This is a genomic window from Undibacterium hunanense (genome assembly GCF_014284335.1).
GTDB classification, from domain to species: Bacteria; Pseudomonadota; Gammaproteobacteria; order Burkholderiales; family Burkholderiaceae_D; genus Undibacterium; species Undibacterium hunanense.
The window spans coordinates 73,010-96,765 of the sequence record NZ_JACOGF010000007.1 but is presented as its reverse complement, the minus strand read 5'-3'; the positions used below and the strand labels follow the sequence as shown (position 1 = coordinate 96,765).

Here is a 23,756-nt window from a genome sequence, read left to right as displayed (position 1 = left end):
GTCGTAGCGCAGCCAGGCGCAGCATGCGGGCAGCAGGGACGATCGCCGTCAGGGTGAACTGGTCACCGGCAGGAATCCTTGCTGAATTGATCAAATGTGTCATGCTGTTTTTTCCTGCGTACAGGAATCGCTAAAGGTGCTGCTGAATAAACTGTGGATGTGAAGCTGGAGGTACGACAGAAAGACGAAGCTAATGGAGCTTATAGTAGCGCGCCGGATAGTGCGGATAGTAGAGACAGTGTTACCGACATAGGCATCTGTACCGCTGGCAAGAGCTTGCCAGTAGTCGCGGTGTGCGCATCAGATGTGTAGGTAAGAAAGTTCATGTGCTTAATGTAAAAGATATCTGGCGCTTTCGTCAAGCAGAATTTGCTGGCACTTCAATCTGCTTGAAAAGATGGGTACACAGGATACGGTCTTGTGCACTCATCCCTCATTAGTTTTTCACCTGTTCCCGGTCAGGATTTGCGTGCCGGCTTGGCGGCAAATTTGTAGGAAAAAAACAGCAGTAACAAGCCACCCAGTATCATGGGCAATGACAACATCTGTCCTGCCGATATCGTGAATCCAAGGAAATCAACTTCGTAATCCGGTGTGCGGAAGTATTCGGTAAAAAAGCGCGTGCAGCCATACAAGGTTACGTACAGCGCACCGACGGCCAGACGCGGCCTTGCCCGCATGGCAAACAGCCACAGGATGATGAACACCAGCAGACCATCTACCAGCGCCTGGTATATCGGTGAAGGGTGGACCGGGAAATTGATACCTGGCCACATCATGGCCCATGGCAGGTCGGCAGAGGCAACACGTCCCGGCAATTCATGGTTGATGAAATTACCCAGGCGGCCCGCGGCATAACCCAGCGGCACCAGCGGCGCTATAAAGTCATACACATCAGCCAGGTGAAATTTAGCCTTGCGTGCCCACAAATACATGGCGACCAGCACACCCAGAAAACCGCCATGGAAAGACATGCCACCTTTCCATACCGCGAAAATTTCCAGCGGGTGAGACGCATAATAAGAAAAACCATAGAACAGGACTTCGCCCAGGCGCCCGCCTATGATGACCCCCAATACCCCGAAAAACAGCATGTCATCGATATGTTCGCGGGTCCAGCCTTTGGCCGCAATATGTGGCTGCTTCAGCCTGACGCGGCCAAGGATGATGAACTGGACAAATGCCACCAGATACATGATGCCGTACCAGTGAACAGAAACCGGGCCTAAGGAAAATGCAATGGGGTCAGGATTTGGATGAATGAGCATGAAGTTCGATTATTGCAATTATTGCTAATTATTGGTTAAACAGATGCACAAAGGCACCAAGTACTGCTGAGTGATTGTTCTTGCGCCAGGCCAGGCCAATTTCCACTACCGCCGTGCTGTCCGGTAAATCAAAGTACAGAACACCAGGGCGTTGCAGGTTCGACACGGATTGTGGCACAAGTGCGATTCCCATGCCAGCCGATACCAGGCCAACGATGGTCTGCATCTGTATCGCCTCCTGGCCAATCTCTGGCGTCAGGCCGGCACCATGAAAGCAACCCAGTATGGCATCGTGCAATGCAGGGGCAATTTTTCGTGGAAACAGGATCAGGGGCATGTTCTCGCATTCCGCCAGTCCCATGCTGTGGCGTCCCTGTGCAAAGCTTTCCGGTACCGCCAGCATCAGCGGTTCGGACAAGACTTTCTGGTAGCTCAGCACATGTTGCAGCTTTTCAGGGATGGGGGGAATCAGGAAGCCGGCATCGATTTCGGCTTTTTCCAGCGCATCCAGTTGAACATCTGTGGTGGCTTCACGCAATTCTATGTGTACCGACTGGTGCTGTTGGCGGAATTCGCGCAGCGCGGGCGGCAATATGCTGTAATCGGCAATAGACACAAAGGCCAGCGATAACTGACCACTGGCACCACTGGCTGCCAGTTGTGCCAGTTGTGGCAAGGCTTGTGCCTGTTGTATCAGTCGCCTTGCTTCCGGTAGCAGCGCCAATCCGGCAGAGGACAGGGCAATATTGCGGGTATTGCGGATGAACAGGTCAGCTCCCAGTATGCTTTCGAGTGCCTGTATCGCCTGTGACAGGGGGGGCTGGGTCATATGCAGACGCGCTGCCGCTTTGCCAAAATGCATTTCTTCGGCAACAGCAAGAAAATAGCGCAACTGGCGCAATTCAAGGTGTCTTGTTTCTGGTATCGGCATGGAGTGTTTCAGGCGGATTTCAGCCGTATTGCTATCAAAAGGCCTGTTTTGCTGATCTGATCAGCGTCTGCCGGTTTTTTTCTCGAAAGCGCGTTTTACCCGCTCTTTTTGCATTTTTTCGAAATGTGCATGGTCTTTGCGCTTGTCCAGTCCGAACATGCGTTCAAATATCTCGAACCATAGAAAAGTGATGAAAACACCACCCACCCACCACCACCAGGACATGTTGGCAAAAATGGAGATTTCTGCGAGTTTTAATACCAGCAGCAAAAACAGGACAATGATGGCGAACATGGCTAACTTCCTTTGTGTATGGAACTTGTGCAGAATCGGGCCAGATAAAGGATGCTATCTTACTTGAACAGAAAAGTCCCCGTCCTCAACGCTGACTGCACCGCAACTGTTACAGGTTCATTATACCTTTCAACGCTGAATATGCCTCAGGTCTGCTTCAGGTCAACCTTTGCTTTACCCGCAACGTTAGATGTTGGAAAAAGGCGGTAAAATGCGAGATAGTTTTTAACCTGGAGAAAGCAATGAAATATTCTTTGTTGGTAGGTTCTGTGTTGGCAGTCATGGCTTCTGGTTCGGCAATGGCAAATATGGATTTGGCGAAAGCAAAAAACTGCATGGCATGCCATTCAGTAGATACAAAGATTGTTGGTCCTGCCTATAAGGATGTGGCTAAAAAATATTCAGGCGACAAGACAGCCGAAGCCAAGCTGGTGCAAAAGGTATTGAAAGGCGGTACGGGTGTCTGGGGACCGATTCCAATGCCAGCCAATGCGCAGGTAACTGAAGCCGAGGCAAAGACGCTGGTGAAATGGATTTTGTCCACGAAGTGATCTTCATGGGTTTGCTGCCCCTATAGCTGACTGTATAGCTGGTAGTGATGTATATTGTCTTATTGGCAAATAAAGCAGATTAAAGAAACAGGCTGCCCTGTAAGGTAAAAAAACCAGAGTTTCTGCTCTGGTTTTTTTATGCCTGGCGAATTTTGCTTGCAGATAAAAAAACAGCCAGCTTGCGCTGGCTGTTTTTTTGCAGAAGGAAGTAATATTACTTCACAACTTGCAGCAATTCACGAGCGCCGCCTTTGTATGTGTACAAAGTCAGAGTACCGTCTTTGATGTCGCCTTTGGCATCAAATGCGATATCGCCTGTCACACCTTTGTGCTTGATTTTAGCCAGGAATGGCAGGTATTTTGCTGGTTCGGCAGATTTGGCCTGTACCATCGCATCAACCATAGTCATGACTGCATCATAAACATATGGTGCGTAGATCTGTACGTCGATACCAAATTTTTTCTTGTAAGCAGCTTTCCAGTCATCATTGATTTTCTTCTGCGCTTCCAGAACACCGCCTGCTTCAGCGCAGACAACCTGGCCTTCGCCGATTGCATCGCCAGCCAGTTTGGTCAGATCCGTAGTACAGATACCGTCACCGCCCATGAACTTGGCAGTAATGCCCAGTGCTTTCATCTGACGCAGCATAGGACCAGCAACTGCATCCATACCACCGAAGAAGATGACATCAGGTTTTTTCGCTTTGATTGTAGTCAGAATCGCGTTGAAATCTGTGGATTTGTCAGTTGTATGTTCCTGAACAACGATTTCAGCACCCTTGCCTTTGGCGCCTTTGATAAATTCAGCAGCAACGCCTTCACCGTAGGCTGTTTTGTCATCGATGACAGCGACTTTTTTCGCTTTGTTGATCTGAACCGCGAAACGGCCCAGTGTGCCACCCAACTGACCGTCATTCGCAACTACGCGGAATGCACCTTTGAAGCCTTGTTGTGTGTATTTTGGATTGGTTGCAGATGGGGAAATCTGAACGATGCCAGCAGCATTGTAGATGCTGGAAGCAGGGATGGTAGTACCGGAATTCAAGTGACCGATAACGCCATTTACTTTCGCATCAACCAGTTTTTGTGCTACGGTTGTGCCTTGCTTTGGATCGCCTGCATCATCTTCGGCCAGCAGTTCGAATTTTGCTTTTTTGCCGCCGATCATGACACCTTTGGCGTTCAGTTCTTCGATCGCCATTTTGGCGCCGTTTTCATTATCTTTACCCAAGTGGGCGATCGCGCCGGAGATCGGACCAACGTGGCCAATTTTAACAACCAGATCTTGAGCTGCCGCAGCACCAGCGAAAGCGAATGCAATTGCGCCAGCCAGTGGAATCATTTTAGTTTTGAACGACATGAACATACTCCTAAGGAATAAAAAAAGTAGGATAACAACACTGCATCTCTGACTTATTCAGATAACTGAACAGCAAGAAGGTACAACAGAAAAAATATTTCGCAAAGCTATTTTGTGTGGTTTTTTCTCCAAACTGACGTTTTTTATATGCCCCAATATCGCACCCTTGACAAGCTGGATCGCAAGCTCCTGAACCTGCTCCAGAAAGACAATCAAACCCCTACCAGAGTCCTTGCCGACAAGCTGCACATTTCGCAGCCGACCTGCCTGCGGCGTATCCGCGAACTGCGTGAAGCCGGGGTCATCAGCGCCGAGGTGGCCATGGTTGACAGCTTTGCGCTGGGCTATGGCATGCTGGCCTTTCTGGAAGTGTCGCTGACAAATCAGGCCGATGAATGCATGCGTGAATTTGAAGCCCGCATGAACAAGGAAGCCGAAGTCATGCAGTGTTATTTTGTGTCTGGGGAGTATGATTATTTCCTGGTAGTGCATGTGATCGATATGGACGCTTACTACCAGTTTGTGCGGCGCGCAATTTCTGGATCGGGCAATGTCCGTCATTTCCACTCGCGTTTCCCCATGAAGAGAGCCAAATTCACCACCCGTATCGCATTTGATGAGAAGGCAGCTGAATTGCCCGTGCGCACAGGTAAATAATTTACTCTAAAAACGCAGCTGGCAGGGTTATGGATGACAAAAGAACGCAAGTTGCCGCATCTTATGATGCTGAAACGCAACTTGCGTGAGGGGTAAGCGGAATTCGGGGCTCTGCCATGTCTCTGCTATTTCTCTACAATCGCCCGATTTTGTCTGGATAGCCGTTCAGGCTGAAGGAAATCAGGCTGTCTGCAACTGGCCTTTTTGTTGGTTGCGGGCAATGCCAGTAAAGGCAAAGTCGACTTCAGGTGTCAGGCCGGAGACGATGTCGGCGATGGCACGGCCAGATCCGGCTCCCATGGTCCAGCCCAGCGTACCGTGGCCGGTATTGAGGAAGAGGTTGTCGAACCGGGTTTTGCCTATGTAGGGCACATTCGATGGCGTCAGTGGACGCAAGCCTGTCCAATACACGGGATTTTCATAATCGCAGGCATCCGGGAACAGTTCACGCGTGCGGCGGGTGATGGCTTCGCAGCGGGCCGTGTTCAGGTCACGGCCGTAACCGTTGATTTCACAGGTGCCCGCCACCCGCAGGCGGTCGCCAAGGCGCGAGACTACCAGTTTGTATCCGTCATCCGTGAGTGACACGGTTGGTGCCAGTTCAGGCCGGGTAATGCGGTAGGTGGCGGAATAGCCTTTGCCTGGATAAATCATCAGCGAAATGCCCAAAGGCTTCAGCAGGGCCTGGGAATGACTGCCCATGGCCATGACGAAGGCATCGGCTTTCAGCACACTGTGACGGCCAGCCGCATCGATGATTTCGACGCCGGTAATTCTGGCGGCTGCGCCCGTACCTTCAGACAGCAGGCGGGTGATGGTGGTGTTGAACTGAAACTGTACACCGGCTACCCTGGCCTTGTCCGCCAGCCCGGTGGTGAATTGATAGACGTCGCCTGATTCATCGGTTTCGGTAAAGTCGCCACCGACAATCTTGTCGCGTATACTGGCCAGCGCCGGTTCCCGTTTGACGACTTCGTCGGCGGATATGGAGTCACGCGAACACCCCAGGTCGCGCATCAGCCTGGCGGCAGGCAGGGAACTATCGAATTCCTTTTGATCGGTATAGAAATGCAGTATGCCTTTGGTCAGGCAATCATACTGTATGCCGGTTTCTGCACGCAGGGCGCGCAGGGTTTGCCGGCTGTATTCTGAAATGGCGACAATTTGGCGGATATTGTCTGCCGTACGGGCGGGTGTGCATTCACGCAAAAAATGCAGGCCCCACAGCCATTGCAGCAATTCAGCCCGGGGACGGAACAATAGTGGTGCGTCTTCCTTGCCCAGCCATTTCAATACCTTCATCGGGGCCGATGGATTGGCCCAGGGTTCTGCATGTGATACTGAAATCTGGCCGCCGTTGGCGAAGCTGGTTTCCTGTGCCGGGCCAGGCTGACGGTCTATTATTGTGACCTCATGTCCCTGTTTTTTCAGAAACCAGGCCGAGGACGTGCCAATAATACCGGAACCAAGAACGATGACTTTCATTGCAGAAATCTCCTTAAGTGATCTGAAACTGATCTGATCGATTAAGGAGATTGTAGAAATACTTTGCTTTTCCGGGTAATCAAAAGTGATGCGTTGATTTTTATTTTTGAAAGCGAAATTAAGTTTTGTGTTTAAAAATAAAAATAATTCACGAATTTTTGATTATTTTGAGGACTTTACCTTGCTAATTTCCTGAGTGATGGCGCGAGTGATGACTTCTTCCAGGGTTTTATGCAATCCCGTGCGTATTTCACCAGCCAGATTCTCGACGGCAATTTGCAATACATCTGCCAGGCTATCTCTTACCCTGTGTTCGAGTACGAAATCGATGCGTGCCAGTACCTGACGCAAGACGTTTTCATGCAAGGTCTGCTCCAGTGCCTGCCAGTCTTCTTCACTGCGGTCATCAGTCACATTGTTCGTGGTCACAGACGGCGTTTCTGGAGCGGCAGGCACGCTTACAGGTTCTTTGGCCGCAGCGATTTCTTCCGGCAGTATGACTTCGGTCAATACCGGGATGCTGGCATCAATTTGATTATTCATTTTATTTTGCCACCGAGTGAGTAAGTGGATAGCCCTGCTGCTGATATTGCCGGTAACGCTCGCGTCCGGCAAGTTTGTCGACATCTTCAGCGGAGATGACTTCTATCATGCGCTGAAACTGGGTGAAATTGGCTGGTGTTTCTGCGGTCAGGTTGATCAGCACGTCGTAGTGCGGACAGGCTGCCCTGTCGTCATAGCTGAGCACGATGGGTGTGCATGACGACAAAGGGTCGGTCAGCATGACATGCGGCAAGAAATCTGCCTCGGTCAGTGTCCACAGGGACATGCTTAGTTTTTGCAGAAAAACCCGGTCGTGATGAAACACGACCATCTTGCTTTTGGCCGCATGTGCCTTGCGTATCAGCCGGCAAGTGTAATTTAGCTTGTCGGCCACATTGCTATGAAAATCGATCCGTGTCATGCGATATTAAAAGCGTATGCCATTGTCCTGTGTTGGTTTTTGCGGCGGCAAGGGTGTCGCCGGTTTCGGTGGGGCAGCCGCATCCTTGGCAGCCGTTGCTACCACCGGGGCTGCCGGCTCTGCCGCCGGATAGCGATAATCCTTGGGTAATTTGCTGGTGGCGGGATAGCCGGCATTGCTCAGCGCTTTTTTCCAGTCTTCTGTATTGAAACCATGAAACTTGACATTGGCAATGATCATGAATGGTAACTGGCTGTCGCCGCTGACCTGCTTGAGTTTGTCCAGGTCAGCGTTATTGCTGATGGTTTTTTCATTGAACGGGACGCCATTGGTCTTCAGGAAATTACGTGAATCATTGCAGGGCGCGCAATTGTTGGTGCTGTACAGGGTCACCGGGTTTTTGGCCACAACTGCCGCCAGTTCGGGCGGCAGGTTACCAAGGTCCGGGCTATCGGAATAGCTTTTCTTTTCCACCTTGATCTTGCCTGAAGGAGGTGGCTGATCGCTGTAAGTGACCTTGCCATCCGGACCCACCCATTTATACATTTGCGCTTGCGCATTTGCGCTAAAAGATAGTGCAGACAATAGCGCCGGGAGTAGTGAGCAGGCCAGGATTGTTTTATTTGATTTCATCGTTTTCTCCGGATAAAGATTATGCACTCATGCCATTATGTCGCAACAGGGCGTCAATAACGGGTTCGCGTCCGCGAAATGCCTTGAATGAAGCAAGTGCCGGGCGTGAGCCACCAGCTTCCAGTACGGCTGTCTGGAAACGTTCTCCCACTGCGCGCGACAGGGTGCTGCCAGCTTCCCTGGCATGTTCTTCAAATGCAGCATAAGCATCTGCCGACAGCACTTCTGCCCACTTGTAGCTGTAATAGCCTGCGGCATAACCACCCGAGAAAATATGACTGAATGAATGCTGGAAGCGGTTGAATGCTGGCGGGTGCAGTACCGCGACTTGGCTCCTGACCACTTGCAGTATGTCCTGCACGGTTTGCGTACCTTGTGGATCAAAGGCATCATGCAGGCGCATGTCAAACAGTGAAAATTCTACCTGGCGCAAAGTCTGCAAGCCGGACTGGAAGTTTTTCGCCGCGATCATCTTGTCAAACAGGGCGCGTGGCAAGGCTGCACCAGTATCAACATGTGCCGTCATGTGTTGCAACACATCCCATTCCCAGCAAAAATTTTCCATGAATTGCGAAGGCAATTCCACTGCATCCCATTCAACACCGGAAATGCCGGAGACGGACAGATCATCCACCTTGGTCAGCAAATGATGCAGACCATGACCAAATTCATGGAACAGGGTAATCACTTCATCATGGCTGAACAGGGCCGGTTTGCTGACGCCATTGATGCTGACAGGCGCGCTGAAGTTGCAGGTCAGGTAGGCAACAGGCGTTTGTATGCCTGTACCGGTGAGCCTGCGGCCACGGGCATCGTCCATCCATGCACCGCCGCGCTTGCCATTGCGTGCGTACAGGTCCAGATAAAACTGACCTATCAGTTCACCATTTCTTTCGAGACGATAAAATTTGACGTCCTTGTGCCAGGTGGTTGCCTGATCCGTTTTGATGTCAACTGCAAACAGCGTCTGGATGACGCGGAACAGACCATCCACCACCTTGTGTTCAGGGAAGTATTCTTTCACTTCCTGCTCAGAAAACGCATAGCGTTGCTGGCGCAGTTTTTCTGACGCGAAGGCATAATCCCAGGCCTGTAGTTCAACTATGCCCAGTTGTTCTGCCGCAAAGGCGCGCAGTTCCTCCAGGTCTTTTTCTGCATAGGGGCGGGCACGACTGGCCAGGTCTTCAAGGAACTGGCTGACCTGTGCCGGAGATTCCGCCATCTTGCTGACCAGCGATACCTCGGCAAAATTCTTATAGCCCAGCAATTCAGCTTCTTCCTTACGCAGACGCAAGAGGTCGCTCATGATATTGCTGTTATCCCACTCTGTCTTTGCGCCCAGTTCAGAAGCCTTGGTCACGCTGGCGCGATAAATCGTTTCGCGGATGCTGCGGTTTTCTGCATATTGCAGCAAGGGGTAATACGAAGGGAAATGCAGGGTAAATTTATAGCCGTTTTTTTCATCGGCTTCTGCTGCCGTTTTGGCAGCTTGCAGGATATCCTCAGGCAAGCCTTTCAGGTCGGCTGCGTCTTCGATAAACAAGCCGTAATCATTGGTGGCATCCAGCAGGTTTTCCGAGAATTTCGTCGACAGGGCAGCCTGCTGTTCCTGAATGTCGGCATAGCGTTGTTTTTGTGCTTCCGGCAGTTCTGCACCACTCAGGCGGAAATCGCGCAGGGCGTTCTGGATAATGGTTTGCCTTGCTTGCGGCAAATCAGCAAAGTCAGCCGCATTTTTCAGTGCCTTGTAATTGGCGAACAGAGACAGGTTCTGTCCCAGTTCAGTCCAGAATTCGGTAATGGCGGGCTGGTTTTCATTATAGGCAGCCCGCATTTCCGGCGTGTCAACCACTGCGTTCAGGTGACCAACGATACCCCAGGCGCGGCCCAGTTTTTCGGTGGCATTGTCGAGTGGTTCGACAAAGTTGTCCCAGGTGACCGGGACAGCATTTTTTTCGAGTTCCGCGATAACCGCACGATTTTCCTCCAGCAGGGCTGCAATGGCAGGGCCAACATGCTCGGCCCGGATATCGGCAAAACGTGGCAGATCACTAAAGTCCAGCAGGGGATTATCTTGGGTCATATTAAATTCTCTCAGCAGCTTCTATGGTATTGACCAGCAACATGGTGATGGTCATCGGGCCGACTCCGCCTGGCACAGGCGTAATATAGCCTGCTACTTCCTTGCTTGGCAGATAATCAACGTCGCCGCACAATTTACCTTCATCGTCGCGGTTCATGCCAACGTCGATGACGACGGCACCGGGCTTGATCATGTCTGCCGTGACGATATTACGCTTGCCGGTCGCGACTACCAGGATATCGGCGTTGCGGGTGTGGGATGCCAGATCGCGGGTCTTGGAATTACAGATGGTGACGGTTGCGCCAGCTTGCAAGAGCAACATGGCCTGTGGTTTGCCGACGATGTTGGAAGCACCGACCACGACCGCATTCGCGCCGCGTACCGGATAATCGATGGATTCCAGCATCTTCATGACACCATACGGCGTACAGGGACGGAACAATGGCTGTCCTGTCATCAACAGTCCGGCATTGCTGATATGAAAACCATCCACATCCTTTTCTGCAGCAATGGCTTCTATCACCTTGTTGGCATTGATATGGGCAGGCAAGGGCAATTGCACCAGAATGCCATTGATTTTTGCATCCTTGTTCAGCCTGTTTATATGAGCCAGCAGCGCTTCTTCGCTCAAATCGGCTTCGTATTTTTCCATTACGGAATAAAAACCGCAGTCTTCACAAGCCTTCACTTTGTTGCGTACATAGACCTGGGAGGCGGGGTTTTCACCTACAAGAATGACGGCCAGACCAGGCTGATGGCCTTTGACAGTCAGTGCGGCTGCGCGCTGGGTCACATCGGCACGTATTTGTTGAGAAAGCTGGGTTCCGCTGATAATTTGAGCAGTCATGATTAGGCAATAAAGTGAAAATGGGGTGGGAAACAAGTAGAAATCAGCCTCGATTATAAATGATGCGCGCTGAATGGCCCCTGCGAGTGAAGGAGGCTGGATTTTAGTGAATTGCCGGAGCGTCGAAAATTGCATTAAATATAATGAATTTACGTCCATAAATTACTTTCTTGTAAAAATAATTTCCCATTTGGTTATGGTTTGTCATGCGTCTGTTGTTTTCTGACCGCATTCGTTGGGTAGTAATTGACTTCACATTTCAGGAATGGCTTCATACCACCTGTGAAAATTAATTTTCAAAAGTTTTTCATCGCGACATGGATTTGACGTCGTAATGCCCAGATTCAATTGAAAAGGAGAAATATATGCTGAAGGAAAAAGTACTTTCGAGATCGCTGCGTATGATGTTTTCTGGCGGTTTGGTGGTGACAGCCGGTATGCTGGCACAGCCTGCGTTTGCGCAGGATGACGGCAAAGTCCAAAGGGTAGAAGTGACAGGTTCCAGCATCAAGCGTGCTGAAGCTGAATCTGCTTCCCCTATCCAGATCATTACCCGTGCCGATATCGACAAGGCAGGCAAGACTACTGTTGCTGAATACCTGCAAACACTGACTGCTGATGGCGCCGGTTCTTTGCCAACAAGTTTCGGTAACGGTTTTGCTGCCGGTTCTACTGCAATCTCCTTGCGTGGTCTGGGTGCCACATCCACACTGGTATTGCTGAACGGTCGCCGTATGGCACAGTTCGGTCGCGCGGATGACGGTCAAAAAGCATTTACCGATATCTCCACTATCCCTATGGAAGTGGTTGAGCGTATCGAAATCCTGAAAGATGGCGCTTCTTCCATCTACGGTGCTGATGCGATCGCCGGTGTGGTCAACATCATCCTGAAAAAGAACTACGAAGGCGTAACAGTCAGCGCTACTGCAGGCACTTCCGGTTCACGTGATGCCAACCAGGCAAAAGCTTCGATTACCGCAGGTTTTGGTAATCTGGAAAAAGACAAATACAACATCATCATCAATGCAGAGGCTTACAAGTCCAATGAACTGATGAATTCCCAGCGTTCTGACCGTGACTGGATCGGTACAGGCGACTGGCGTCGTTGGGGTTACCCGATGAATACAGTTGGTTCCTTCACCAACGGTTACATTGCCGGTAATAACAGTGCTTCCCCAAGCCCTACAGGCTCCCTGCGCGATCCTAAGACACTGAATTATGTATCCCTGCCAGGTTGCTCGACATTGTCGACAACCAAAGTGCAAGATCTCGGCGGTGGTTGCTTGTGGTATGCGGATCAGTTCCGTTCCATGCTGCCACAAATCGATGGCGTGAATCTGTTCAGCCGTGGCACATTCCAGATCAATGAAGATCTGCAAGCTTATGCAGAATTTGGTTATTCTCAACGTAAGGCAGCCTTCACGGTAACGCCTCCGTCGACATCTTCCAACGTTTTCTTCCCGCCAAATACAGCCAGCCCGACTGGTAACATCAATTACGGTACAGTCATCGTAATGGCAGCAGAGCATCCACAAAACCCGTATGGCGCGCCAGTCCGTCTGCGTTATTCCATGTTTGACGTAGGTGCCAATCGCCGTATCGCTGACAACTCTTTCTACCGAGCTGTCGCCGGTTTGAAAGGCACGATGGCAGGCTGGGAATTCGACACTGCGATTCTGCATTCCGAATCCAAGCTGCACCTCGACTACACCAACATGATCAACATGAACGTGTTGAAGGCAGCTCTGGGCGATCCTAAGAGCCCATACTTCCCATACTATATCGGCACACAGGCAAGCAAAAACAATCCAGCCCTGTACGCTGCAATGGTCAAGACAGCATCCCTGGATGCGCCTACCAAGATGGACATCATCGACTTCAAGGCTTCTCGTGAGTTGATGCCTTTGCCAGGCGGTATGATGGGTCTGGCGGTTGGTGCTGAATACCGCAGAGAGTCTTACAACATGCCATCCCTGGACGGCAGTAAAGACGGTTCCATCAACAGCAGCTACGTTGCTGCAAAAGGTGATGAAACAGTATCTGCTCTGTATGCCGAAGTATTGGCCCCAGTGGTCAAGACAGTGGAATTGTCTGGCGCGCTGCGTTACGACAAATATTCTCACTTCTCTTCCGTGACACCAAAAGTCGGTGCCAAGTGGACACCGGTGAAAACTTTTGCTCTGCGTGGTACTTACTCTGAAGGTTTCCGTGCACCTAGTGCACCAGAATCCGGCTCAGAAAGCTTCAGTGCTGGTACAGCAACTGTCAGGGATCCAGTTCGCTGCCCGAATGGCACACCACTGGCAGGTGCACAGGCATCTGATTGCGCAACGACTTTCACAGGCTTCAAAGTTGGCAATCCTAACCTGCAACCAGAAACTTCCAAAGGTTACACTCTGGGTCTGGTCTGGGATCCGCTGCCTGATACCAATCTGGCTGTAGATGGCTGGTTGATCCGTCGTAACAACGAAATCAACTCCATGTCCTTCCAGACAGCAGCCGCTTTGCCAGGCGTACTGCGTCAGGACAATAACCTGACCATCAACGGCGTGGTAACACCGAATACAGGTACCATCATCGGTGGTGCAGCTCCATATGCCAACTCCAGCTACACTGAAGTCAAAGGTGTTGATTTCAATGCGAAACAACGTTTCAACCTGGGTGAATATGGCAAGTTGAATGCAGACCTGAACTGGACACACGTGATTTCATGGTTGCGTGTTGACGGTGCAGTTCAGCATCAATATGCAGGCACACACGGTAACTGCGATACATCCAACTGTATCGGTACGCCAAAAGACAAAGTCAACTTTGTACTGGCCTGGGACAAGGGTGACTGGAACGTGACTGGCATCATCAGCTATCGCGGTTCCCTGAAAAACATTTCCGAAGAAGGTCAGCCATGTGCTAACAAGTTTGCTGACGGCACTGATGCGCCAGCAGGTTGCACACTGGCATCCTTCACTACGCTGGATATGTCTTTCCGCTACAAAGCAATGAAAAACCTGGAAGTATTCGGTTCCATCTCCAACGTATTTGACAAGGTCGCTCCATTGGATCCTTTGACATACGGCGCCATGGGCTTCAACCCTATGGATTCCAGTGGCGCACTGGGTCGTTACTTCAAAGTTGGTCTGAAATATCAATTCAAATAATAGCTGGATAACCCGGTTCAATTCGACGCAAGTCGAATTGCGCTAATGAAGCGATAAAGAGCGATGAGAAATCATCGCTCTTTTTTTATCGCCATGCCCGCCGTCAATGATGAGTTTGATGGAGGACATTTTTGTCTGGTTTTATGTTCAGGCAATGCCGTTAGCTAAAAAACGGCCCAACCCGTAGAATGCAGTCTTTTTAACGCGCCTGTTGGCGACTGCGCGGAAAATTTTCATGCGCATCACATGACTTTTAAGGAAACATCCATGCAATTCAGCGAAATTCTGTCCACCCTGCCTGTCATTGATCACCTGGCTGCCATTCAATTATTTGATGGCCTGACACTGGTCGCGCAAATAGATAACAAGCCGGGCTCGGCTGGCAGCGTACGTGTCTATCATGCCCTGTTACAGGAATTTGCCGAAATCAATACCGCAGCCGCTGCAAAGGGCCTGCAGTTGTATGCTGAACATACGGCAGATGCCAGGGCTTTCCCGGGCAAGCACCCGAATATTGATCGCCTGTTGGTATTGCTGGCAGATGCTTCTGGCAGCAAGAAACTGACCGGGAAACTGATCGCTCATTGATTGTGTATTGATGGCCAATGCAAGGGACGGATCTGTCCTGACTGGCGAGGCTGGATTCTCCCGCAGACTCCTCGTGCTGCAATGGCCAATGCGCCACATGATTTCATTTGCTTTCACCTGCGGTAAATTTTCTCAATCTTTATGAAAAACATCAAAAAACTCACATCCTTTCTGTTGCTGTCTTTGCTTTTGACGGGCTGTGGCGGTGGTTCCGGTGGCGGTGCCGGGGCAGGTACGAATACAGGTACTAATACCGGCACAAGTACAGGCAATCCGGTTGACACGCTGCCGGTAGTATCCAACGATGGTGGCTTGAGCTTTACGCCATCGAGTTTGACGGCGACTATTCTGCCTTACGAAAATAAAACCTTATCACTTGATATACGCGCGAACCGCAATTTCCCGGATGTGGTGAATGTCGCGATAATCGACACAACAGGTGTTATTACCGACGATATCAGGATCAAGGCGGTTGATAAATATAATTACCAGGCAAGTGTCACAACAAGAAGCCTCAAGCCGGGCAGATATAGCGGCATACTGGAGGTGAGATTATGCAAGGACAGTCCCTACAGTTGCGCACAGCCGCATGACGGCTCACCCTGGAAGCTGCCATACAGCTTTGAAGTAAGGGCGCCAAGTATTACGGTCAGCCCAGCGGAGATCACGGCATCATTTGTCCCTGCCGAAGAAAAGTCATTTGAGCTTGAAGTCAGAAGTGAAGCAGGCATCGACTTCATCAATCGTGTCGGTGTCAGTGTCACCGATCCTGCCGGTTTGCTGACCAACGGTAATGCAGTGACCAAGATCGATAAAAACACCATACGCACGACCCTTAGGATGACTTCAAAACCGCCAGTGGGTAAATATGTTGGGGCGCTGGAAGTACGCTTGTGCGGAGGGAATATTAATTCATGTGATTTCCCCTATCAGATCAACCCCTGGAAAATACCCTACAACCTGGAAGTAAAAACGAATACCGTCACACTGACACCAACGCCGGGCGCGGCCGACTGGAATGGCTACCAGGGTAATGTGGCGCATACAGGTTACGTGCCGGTAACGCTGAATGTGAATGCCTTCGCGCCGCGATTCCTGTTTGAGATCGACAACAGCAAATACATGGCGCAGGGGCCAATCACTACGCAGGGTGACACAGTCTATTTTTCAGCACAGGCAGCAAATGGCGGGAGTGGTGGAGCGGTATTCGCTGTCAATGAATCTGATGGCAAGATCAAATGGACGTTTCCGGTTGCTGATGGCTGGGTGAACCCACCTGCTGCGCAAAACGGTAAAGTCTATTTCATGAATACTGCCACACAAAGCTCGGGCTTGTGGATGCTGGATCAATCCAATGGCAATAGATTGGGTAAAACGAACGTCATCACAACAATCAGTTATTTTTATGCGCCGGTGGTCGATGGGCAAACTGTTTTCAGCCGGAATGGGCCACAGAGTCAGTTTCTGTCCAGTTCGTCAGCGGATACACTGAGCAGTAACTGGAGTTTTTTATCCGACAATATGGAGGCACTCTGGTCACCAGCGGTAGATGCCAATTACGTTTATATGTTTGTCCCCAAGGGAAATACTGCCGGACCAAGCGGATTGGCGATAATTAATCGTCAATCCGGCAAGCAGACGACGCTGATCGCTGCTCCTGATATCCAGGCATCAATGACCAGGGTAGAGCCTACGCTGTGTGATGGGGTGAATTTATTGATTGCAAGTAATGGATTGAGTCTGGTGAACTTTGATCTGGCTTCGCAAAAAATTAAATGGACCGTCAAAGACACGTTTTATAGTAATCCTGTTTGTGCTGGTTCCACCCTGTACATCCTCAATGGATATGGCGTTGATGCTCGCTCACTCAGCACAGGTGCCTTGCTGTGGCAGTGGAAATTTCCGGACGGCGTTTACTATGACCAAAAGCCGATTGGTGCCAATGGCTATCTGCAAAACATGATTGTCACCAATAATGTTTTATTGCTTGGTTCTTTTAGTGCCGTATTTGCTGTCGATTTGAGTAGCCATCAGACGGTGTGGTCTTATCCACGGGGTGGCGATCTGGCCTTGTCTAAAAATGGCATTCTTTATGTGAACAAAGGCACCAGCGGTTATGGCAGCTTTATGGCGTTCAATACCAAATAGTCTGGAGTTGGCAGGTACCTGTGCGTACCTGTCTTTAAGAAGCTGCTTATGATATTGCTGCGGACTTACTCCTGGTCATAGCCGGGCCTCAAGAGCCGTAAGATCGTAGGCAGAATCCAGGAATCATATAAATGTTCTGGCATGGTGGTATGGGGTAAAAATGCTGCGCCGCAGCTTAAATTTCACAATATGGAATCATATATCGCTATTTGAAAAATGGAAAAGTCCTGTTAAAATGCTTGCGAAAACAAAATTCAAGCCGTAATTTGTCGATTCGCCCACGCGCGTTTCACCCAAACGTGTAATAACAGGAGACCCCTTCTATGTCACCCCAGATAGACCAGGTGCTGGCCCAGGCCGCCAATGATCCCGATGTAGTTGAAACCAATGAATGGCTGGATGCGCTGGAAGCCGTTATCGAAACAGAAGGGCCAGAACGTGCCCATTACCTGATGGAGCGCATGGTGGACCTGGCGCGTCGTCGTGGTGCCCATATCCCGTTCTCCAGCAATACGGCTTACGTGAATACCATTCCTGCTGATCAGGGTGAACATTGCCCTGGCAATCTGGAAATCGAAGAGCGCCTGCGCTCCTATATGCGCTGGAACGCGATGGCCATGGTGGTCAAGGCCAACCGCGTAGATGGCGACCTTGGTGGTCACCTGTCCAGCTTTGCTTCGCTGGCAAACATGCTGGGCATAGGTTTCAACCATTTCTGGCATGCCCCGACTGAAGATCATGGCGGCGATCTGCTCTACATCCAAGGCCATTCTTCCCCTGGTATCTATGCCCGCGCCTTCCTCGAAGGCCGTCTGTCTGAAGAGCAATTGTTGCATTTCCGTCGCGAAGTCGATGGCAAAGGCCTGTCTTCTTACCCGCATCCAAAACTGATGCCAGACTTCTGGCAATTTCCTACCGTATCCATGGGCCTGGGCCCATTGATGGCGATTTATCAGGCACGTTTCCTGAAGTATCTGCATGCACGTGGTATTGCCGACACAGAAAAGCGCAAAGTCTGGGCTTTCTGCGGTGATGGTGAGATGGACGAACCAGAATCCATGGGCGCCATCGGCATGGCTGGCCGCGAGCAACTCGATAATCTGGTGATCGTCGTCAACTGTAACCTGCAGCGTCTGGATGGCCCGGTACGTGGTAATGGCAAGATCATCCAGGAACTGGAATCGGATTTCCGTGGCGCCGGCTGGAATGTCGTCAAAGTGATCTGGGGTAGCGGCTGGGATGAATTGCTGGCGAAAGATAAAGACGGTATCCTGCAAAAAGTCATGATGGAAACCGTGGATGGCGAATACCAGAATTACAAAGCCAAGGACGGTGCCTATGTACGCAGCCACTTCTTTGGCAAGCATCCAAAATTGCTGGAAATGGTCAGCAAAATGTCGGATGACGACATCTGGCGCCTGACCCGTGGCGGCCATGACCCACACAAGATTTATGCTGCATTCAAAGTTGCCCAGGAAAACAAGGGGCAGCCTACCGTTATCCTGGCGAAAAGTATCAAGGGCTTTGGTTTTGGCAAGTCCGGCGAAGCACGCAATACCGCCCACAATACCAAGAAGCTCGATGATGAAGCCATCAAGGCCATGCGTGACCGCTTCCAGTTGCCGATTGCTGATGCCGAACTGCCGAATATTCCTTTCTTCAAACCGGCTGATGACACACCAGAAATGCAATATCTGCATGCGCGTCGCAAGGAGCTCGGTGGCTACCTGCCACAGCGCCGTCAAAAAGCCGATGAAGCACTGGTGGTGCCAGAACTGACTGCTTTCCAGGCGATGCTGGAACCAACGGCAGAAGGCCGTGAAATTTCGACGACGGCTGCGTATGTCCGTATCCTGACCGCCTTGCTGCGCGACGCCAGCCTGGGTCAGCGCGTGGTGCCTATCATGGTCGATGAATCGCGTACCTTTGGTATGGAAGGTCTGTTCCGCCAGATCGGTATTTTCAGTCAGGTTGGTCAGTTGTATGAACCGGTCGATAAAGATCAGGTCATGTACTACCGCGAAGATAAAGCCGGTCAGATTTTGCAGGAAGGTATCAATGAAGCCGGTGGTATGAGCTCATGGATCGCTGCGGCGACTTCCTACTCGACCAATAACCGCGTCATGATCCCGTTCTATACCTATTACTCCATGTTCGGTCTGCAGCGTATTGGTGATCTGGCCTGGGCTGCGGGCGACATGCGCGCACGTGGTTTCCTGCTCGGTGGTACAGCCGGTCGTACGACGCTGAATGGCGAAGGCTTGCAGCATGAAGATGGTCATAGCCATGTATTGGCTTCCACCATCCCTAACTGTATTCCTTACGATCCGACCTTTGCCCACGAAGTGGCAGTCATCATGCATGATGGCTTGCGTCGCATGGTAACTGACCAGGAAGATGTGTTCTATTACATCACCCTGATGAATGAAAACTATAGCCACCCAGGTTTGAAGGCGGGTCAGGAAGAGGGCATCATCAAGGGCCTGTACCTGTTGCAAAAATCTGAACAGACCACCAAACACCGCGTACAACTGATGGGCTCAGGCACGATCTTGCGTGAAGTGATTGCCGGTGCTGAACTGTTGCAAAATGACTGGGGCATTGCTGCCGACGTCTGGTCTGCACCATCCTTCACCTTGCTGGCCCGTGATGGCCAGGATGCAGAACGCTGGAACATGCTGCACCCGACTGAAGAGCCACGTGTGCCGTATATCGCACAATGCCTGAAAGACACGACTGGCCCTGTCGTTGTATCGACAGACTACATGCGCACCTTTGCTGAGCAGGTACGTGCCTTCATACCAAAAGACCGCAGCTATAAAGTCCTGGGTACGGATGGTTTTGGCCGCTCTGATTCCCGCGCCAAACTGCGTGAGTTCTTTGAAGTCAACCGCTACTTCGTGGTGATCGCTGCATTGAAAACACTGGCGGATGAAGGTGCACTGTCCGCTTCTGTGGTTGCTCAGGCGATTGCGAAATATGGCATTGATGCAAATAAACCAAATCCGGTGACTGTGTAATTTTGACGTTTGACACCCACTGACATGTCCTTCCTCTGGCGTCTTGCCTGAGGGAGGATAAGAATCCATCCCCACACTAACCCTCCTCTCGAAAAAGAGGGTGTAAATGGAGAAAATTATGAGTAGCGTAGAAGTCAAAGTACCGGACATCGGTGATTTCAAGGAAGTTGAAGTCATTGAACTGATGGTCAAAGTCGGCGACACCATCAAGGTGGATCAGTCATTGATCACCGTAGAATCAGATAAAGCCAGCATGGAGATTCCATCCAGTCATGCTGGTGTGGTCACAGAAATTAAAGTCAAGGTTGGCGACAAGGTTGCTGAAGGTTCTCTGCTGGTCGTGGTTGATGCTGCGGCAAGTGCAGCAGTGCCAGCGCCAGCACCTGCGGCGACACCAGCACCCGCGGCAGCGCCAGTAGCTGCAACGCCAGCACCAGCGGCCCCGGCAACAGTGTCAGCCGCCGCGCCTGCCCCAGTTGCAGCGCCAGTAGCATCGGCTGCACCTGTAGCAACAGCCAGCGCAGGCAAGGCACATGCGTCTCCATCCATACGCAAGTTTGCGCGTGAGCTGGGTGTCGATCTGACACGCGTTGCCGGTTCTGGTCAAAAAGGCCGTATCACGCAAGAAGACGTACAAAACTTCGTCAAGGGCATCATGGCAGGCAGCACTGCCGTTGCTGCGGTTTCTGCTCCGGCAAAAAATGGCAGTGGTGTTGGTCTCGATGTATTGCCATGGCCATCGCTGGACTTCAGCAAGTTTGGCGCGACCACGACATCGCCTTTGTCACGCATCAAAAAACTCAGCGGTCCGAACCTGCATCGTAACTGGGTCATGATCCCGCATGTTACGCAATTTGATGAGGCAGATATCAGCGACCTCGAAGAATTCCGTAAATCATCGAACGAAGCCCTGGTTAAATCCGGCGTCAAACTGACGATGCTGGCTTTTGTCATCAAGGCCAGCGTTGCTGCGCTCAAAAAATTCCCGGCATTTAATTCTTCGCTTGATGCGACCGGTGAAAACCTGATCCTGAAGCAGTATTACAACGTCGGCTTTGCTGCTGATACGCCGAATGGTCTGGTGGTGCCTGTCGTTAAAAATGCAGATCAGAAAACCCTGTCGCAAATCGCCGTTGAAATGGGTGAGTTGTCAGGCCAGGCGCGCGATGGCAAACTGAAACCTGCTGACATGCAGGGCGCAACTTTCACCATATCTTCACTCGGCGGTATCGGTGGCACGGCATTCACGCCTATCATCAATGCGCCTGAAGTGGCGATCCTGGGCTTGTCCAAATCCAGTATCAAACCAGTCTGGGATGGCAAACAATTCCAGCCACGCCTGATGCTGCCTTTGTCGCTGTCGTATGACCACCGCGTCATTGATGGTGCCATGGCTGCCAAGTTCACCGCTTATCTGGCTGATGTACTGGCTGATTTGCGTAAAACCTTGCTGTGAACGGAGAGCAGACTATGAGCACTATCGAAGTCAAAGTACCCGATATCGGTGATTTCAAGGAAGTTGAAGTCATAGAATTGCTGGTCAAGGTGGGTGACACCATCAAGGTCGATCAATCACTGGTGACCGTGGAGTCCGACAAGGCCAGCATGGAAATCCCGTCCAGTCACGCCGGTGTCATCAAGGAATTGAAAGTCAAACTCGGTGACAAGATTGCCGAAGGCAGTTTGTTGCTGGTCATAGAAGCTGAAGGCGCTACGGCAAGTGCAGCGCCAGCGGCTCAAGCCGCTCCCGCAGTTGCTGCTGCTACAGCCCCGGCTCCTGCTGCCACTCCTGTGGCACCAGTTGCAGCCGCACCTGCCGGGCCGGTTGGCATTGTCGAAGTCAAAGTCCCTGATATCGGTGATTTCAAGGAAGTTGAAGTTATCGAAGTCATGGTCAAGGTGGGTGACAGCATCAAGGTTGACCAGTCGCTGATTACCGTCGAATCCGACAAGGCCAGTATGGAAATTCCATCCAGCCATGCCGGTACGGTAAAAGAAATCAAGGTCAAGGTCGGTGACAAGGTTGCTGAAGGCAGCTTGCTGTTGCTGGTGGAAGCCGCAGGCCAGGCAGCGTCTGCTCCTGCTGCCGTTGCCCCAGCAGCAACTGCTCCTGCTGCTCCAGCCGTCCCTGCGCCGATTGCGTCTGGTTACACGGGCAAGGTCGATATCGAATGCGACATGATGGTCTTGGGCGCTGGTCCTGGTGGTTATTCCGCAGCCTTCCGTTCTGCTGATCTGGGCATGAACACAGTACTGGTCGAGCGTTATTCCACCCTCGGTGGTGTTTGCCTGAACGTAGGCTGTATCCCATCCAAGGCATTGTTGCACGTAGCCGCTGTGATTGATGAAACTGCATCCATGGCAGCACATGGCGTGACATTTGCCAAGCCAGAAATCGATATCGACAAACTGCGTGGCTACAAGGAAAGCGTCATCAAGAAAATGACGACTGGCCTGAATGGCATGGCGAAAGCCCGCAAGGTCAATGTAGTGCAGGGTGTGGGTCAGTTCCTCAGTCCTAATCATATCGAAGTCACAGCAGCAGATGGCAGCAAAAAAACCGTGCAGTTCAAGCAGGCGATTATTGCGGCTGGTTCTTCTGTCGTGAACCTGCCTTTCGTACCGGCTGACCCGCGTATCGTTGACAGCACCGGCGCGCTGGAATTGCGCCAGATTCCAAAACGCATGTTGGTCATTGGTGGCGGCATCATCGGCCTGGAAATGGCGACCGTGTATTCCACCCTGGGCTCACGCATTGATGTCGTAGAAATGCTGGATGGCCTGATGCAGGGCGCAGACCGTGACATGGTCAAGGTCTGGCAAAAATTCAATGAAAAACGTTTTGACAACATCATGTTGAAAACCAAAACGGTTGCTGTTGAAGCCCTGCCTGAAGGTATCAAGGTCACGTTCGAAGCTGCTGAAGCTGGCGCAACTGCACCCGCACCCCAAGTCTATGACCTGGTGCTGGTTGCGGTAGGCCGTAGCCCGAACGGCAAAAAAATTGCTGCCGACAAGGCAGGCGTGGCGGTGACTGACCGTGGCTTCATCAATGTCGACAAGCAAATGCGCACTAACGTACCGCATATCTTTGCGATTGGTGACCTGGTTGGCCAGCCCATGCTGGCACATAAGGCCGTGCATGAAGCCCACGTCGCAGCCGAAGCAGCATCCGGTGAAAAAGCTTACTTCGATGCCAGCGTGATTCCATCCGTTGCCTATACCGACCCTGAAGTCGCATGGGTAGGTATGACAGAAGATGAAGCCAAGGCCAAAGGCGTGAAGCTTGAAAAAGGTCATTTCCCATGGGCAGCTTCTGGCCGTGCCGTGGCGAATGGCCGTGATGAAGGCTTCACCAAGTTGCTGTTCGATGCAGAAACCAAGCGCATCGTCGGTGGCGGCATCGTCGGCACGCATGCCGGTGACATGATAGGCGAGATCGCCCTGGCTATCGAGATGGGTGCTGATGCGGTCGATATCGGAAAGACCATCCATCCACATCCTACTTTGGGTGAATCGATAGGCATGGCGGCTGAAGTGTATAAAGGTGTCTGTACCGATTTGCCACCGCAGCGCAAGAAATAAGCACTTAATAAAATACTGAAGCAGTAAGCAGGTACGACCCCTGTTGCAGGAAACTGCAGCGGGGGTTTTGCTTTTGTGGCGGGGGTAGTAGCGATAGTCGCAATGGAAAACCTGGCAGGGAATGTGCTTTTGCTGAACTTGTTCTTGCATTTGCAGTCTTATGACGACAATATCATCTACCTAAATG

19 protein-coding genes are annotated in these 23,756 nt (G+C 51.2%); 8 read left to right on the top strand and 11 right to left on the bottom strand.

The annotated features are described in order from the left end of the window. Positions 1 to 200: 200 nt before the first annotated feature. The 4 genes from H8L32_RS27990 to H8L32_RS14815 all read right to left on the bottom strand — a co-directional run bounded on the left by H8L32_RS27990 (position 201) and on the right by H8L32_RS14815 (position 2,493). Positions 201 to 326: a hypothetical protein gene (locus H8L32_RS27990; protein WP_268977632.1), complete on the bottom strand. Its 126-nt coding sequence runs from the start codon at positions 324 to 326 to the stop codon at positions 201 to 203. Between the two features lie 132 nt (positions 327 to 458). Continuing rightward, positions 459 to 1,268, bottom strand: coding sequence for a prolipoprotein diacylglyceryl transferase (lgt, locus tag H8L32_RS14825; RefSeq protein WP_186948031.1), 810 nt, complete (start codon positions 1,266 to 1,268; stop codon positions 459 to 461). Positions 1,269 to 1,296: 28 nt separating this feature from the next. Beyond that, complete coding sequence (locus tag H8L32_RS14820) at positions 1,297 to 2,199, bottom strand: LysR family transcriptional regulator (RefSeq protein ID WP_186948030.1); 903 nt, start codon at positions 2,197 to 2,199, stop codon at positions 1,297 to 1,299. Between the two features lie 60 nt (positions 2,200 to 2,259). Continuing rightward, positions 2,260 to 2,493 (bottom strand): TIGR04438 family Trp-rich protein, encoded by a 234-nt coding sequence (locus H8L32_RS14815; RefSeq protein ID WP_186948029.1) that lies wholly within the window; start codon positions 2,491 to 2,493, stop codon positions 2,260 to 2,262. A 242-nt stretch (positions 2,494 to 2,735) separates the two neighbouring features. Between H8L32_RS14815 and H8L32_RS14810 the strand changes: the two genes are divergently transcribed. Then, positions 2,736 to 3,044 carry a c-type cytochrome gene (locus tag H8L32_RS14810; RefSeq protein ID WP_186948028.1) on the top strand — a complete coding sequence of 103 codons (309 nt, stop codon included), beginning with the start codon at positions 2,736 to 2,738 and terminating at the stop codon, positions 3,042 to 3,044. Positions 3,045 to 3,258: 214 nt separating this feature from the next. Here the strand turns inward: H8L32_RS14810 and H8L32_RS14805 are convergent, their stop codons facing one another. Then, positions 3,259 to 4,404 (bottom strand): branched-chain amino acid ABC transporter substrate-binding protein, encoded by a 1,146-nt coding sequence (locus H8L32_RS14805; protein ID WP_186948027.1) that lies wholly within the window; start codon positions 4,402 to 4,404, stop codon positions 3,259 to 3,261. A 147-nt stretch (positions 4,405 to 4,551) separates the two neighbouring features. Here H8L32_RS14805 and H8L32_RS14800 point away from each other — a divergent pair, with 147 nt between their 5' ends. Further along, positions 4,552 to 5,061, top strand: a complete 510-nt coding sequence (locus tag H8L32_RS14800; protein WP_186948026.1) for an Lrp/AsnC family transcriptional regulator — start codon at positions 4,552 to 4,554, stop codon at positions 5,059 to 5,061. A gap of 180 nt (positions 5,062 to 5,241) precedes the next feature. Here H8L32_RS14800 and H8L32_RS14795 read toward each other — a convergent pair whose 3' ends face one another. The 6 genes from H8L32_RS14795 to folD form a co-directional block, all read right to left on the bottom strand. Further along, complete coding sequence (locus H8L32_RS14795; protein ID WP_186948025.1) at positions 5,242 to 6,546, bottom strand: D-amino acid dehydrogenase; 1,305 nt, start codon at positions 6,544 to 6,546, stop codon at positions 5,242 to 5,244. A 162-nt stretch (positions 6,547 to 6,708) separates the two neighbouring features. Continuing rightward, positions 6,709 to 7,089, bottom strand: coding sequence for a hypothetical protein (locus H8L32_RS14790; protein ID WP_186948024.1), 381 nt, complete (start codon positions 7,087 to 7,089; stop codon positions 6,709 to 6,711). A 1-nt stretch (position 7,090) separates the two neighbouring features. Next, the gene (locus tag H8L32_RS14785) at positions 7,091 to 7,510 is read right to left on the bottom strand and encodes a DNA polymerase III subunit chi (RefSeq protein ID WP_186948023.1); all 420 of its coding nucleotides are present in this window, start codon (positions 7,508 to 7,510) and stop codon (positions 7,091 to 7,093) included. A gap of 6 nt (positions 7,511 to 7,516) precedes the next feature. Beyond that, positions 7,517 to 8,143 carry a glutaredoxin family protein gene (locus H8L32_RS14780; RefSeq protein ID WP_186948022.1) on the bottom strand — a complete coding sequence of 209 codons (627 nt, stop codon included), beginning with the start codon at positions 8,141 to 8,143 and terminating at the stop codon, positions 7,517 to 7,519. A gap of 19 nt (positions 8,144 to 8,162) precedes the next feature. Next, positions 8,163 to 10,226 (bottom strand): M3 family metallopeptidase, encoded by a 2,064-nt coding sequence (locus H8L32_RS14775; protein ID WP_186948021.1) that lies wholly within the window; start codon positions 10,224 to 10,226, stop codon positions 8,163 to 8,165. Position 10,227: 1 nt separating this feature from the next. After that, on the bottom strand, positions 10,228 to 11,073 hold the full coding sequence (gene folD / locus H8L32_RS14770; RefSeq protein WP_186948020.1) for a bifunctional methylenetetrahydrofolate dehydrogenase/methenyltetrahydrofolate cyclohydrolase FolD: 846 nt from the start codon (positions 11,071 to 11,073) through the stop codon (positions 10,228 to 10,230). A 365-nt stretch (positions 11,074 to 11,438) separates the two neighbouring features. On the opposite strand from folD, the gene H8L32_RS14765 reads away from it, so the two are divergent. The 6 genes from H8L32_RS14765 to lpdA all read left to right on the top strand — a co-directional run bounded on the left by H8L32_RS14765 (position 11,439) and on the right by lpdA (position 23,569). Continuing rightward, complete coding sequence (locus tag H8L32_RS14765) at positions 11,439 to 14,228, top strand: TonB-dependent receptor (RefSeq protein WP_230412225.1); 2,790 nt, start codon at positions 11,439 to 11,441, stop codon at positions 14,226 to 14,228. A gap of 267 nt (positions 14,229 to 14,495) precedes the next feature. After that, entirely contained in the window at positions 14,496 to 14,816 is a 321-nt protein-coding gene (locus tag H8L32_RS14760; RefSeq protein WP_186948019.1) for a DUF2322 family protein, read from the top strand. A 141-nt stretch (positions 14,817 to 14,957) separates the two neighbouring features. After that, entirely contained in the window at positions 14,958 to 16,964 is a 2,007-nt protein-coding gene (locus tag H8L32_RS14755; protein WP_186948018.1) for an outer membrane protein assembly factor BamB family protein, read from the top strand. 323 nt (positions 16,965 to 17,287) lie between these two features. After that, entirely contained in the window at positions 17,288 to 19,984 is a 2,697-nt protein-coding gene (aceE, locus tag H8L32_RS14750; protein WP_186948017.1) for a pyruvate dehydrogenase (acetyl-transferring), homodimeric type, read from the top strand. Between the two features lie 118 nt (positions 19,985 to 20,102). Then, positions 20,103 to 21,440 carry a dihydrolipoyllysine-residue acetyltransferase gene (aceF, locus tag H8L32_RS14745; protein WP_186948016.1) on the top strand — a complete coding sequence of 446 codons (1,338 nt, stop codon included), beginning with the start codon at positions 20,103 to 20,105 and terminating at the stop codon, positions 21,438 to 21,440. A gap of 14 nt (positions 21,441 to 21,454) precedes the next feature. Then, on the top strand, positions 21,455 to 23,569 hold the full coding sequence (gene lpdA, locus H8L32_RS14740) for a dihydrolipoyl dehydrogenase (protein ID WP_186948015.1): 2,115 nt from the start codon (positions 21,455 to 21,457) through the stop codon (positions 23,567 to 23,569). Positions 23,570 to 23,756: the final 187 nt, after the last annotated feature.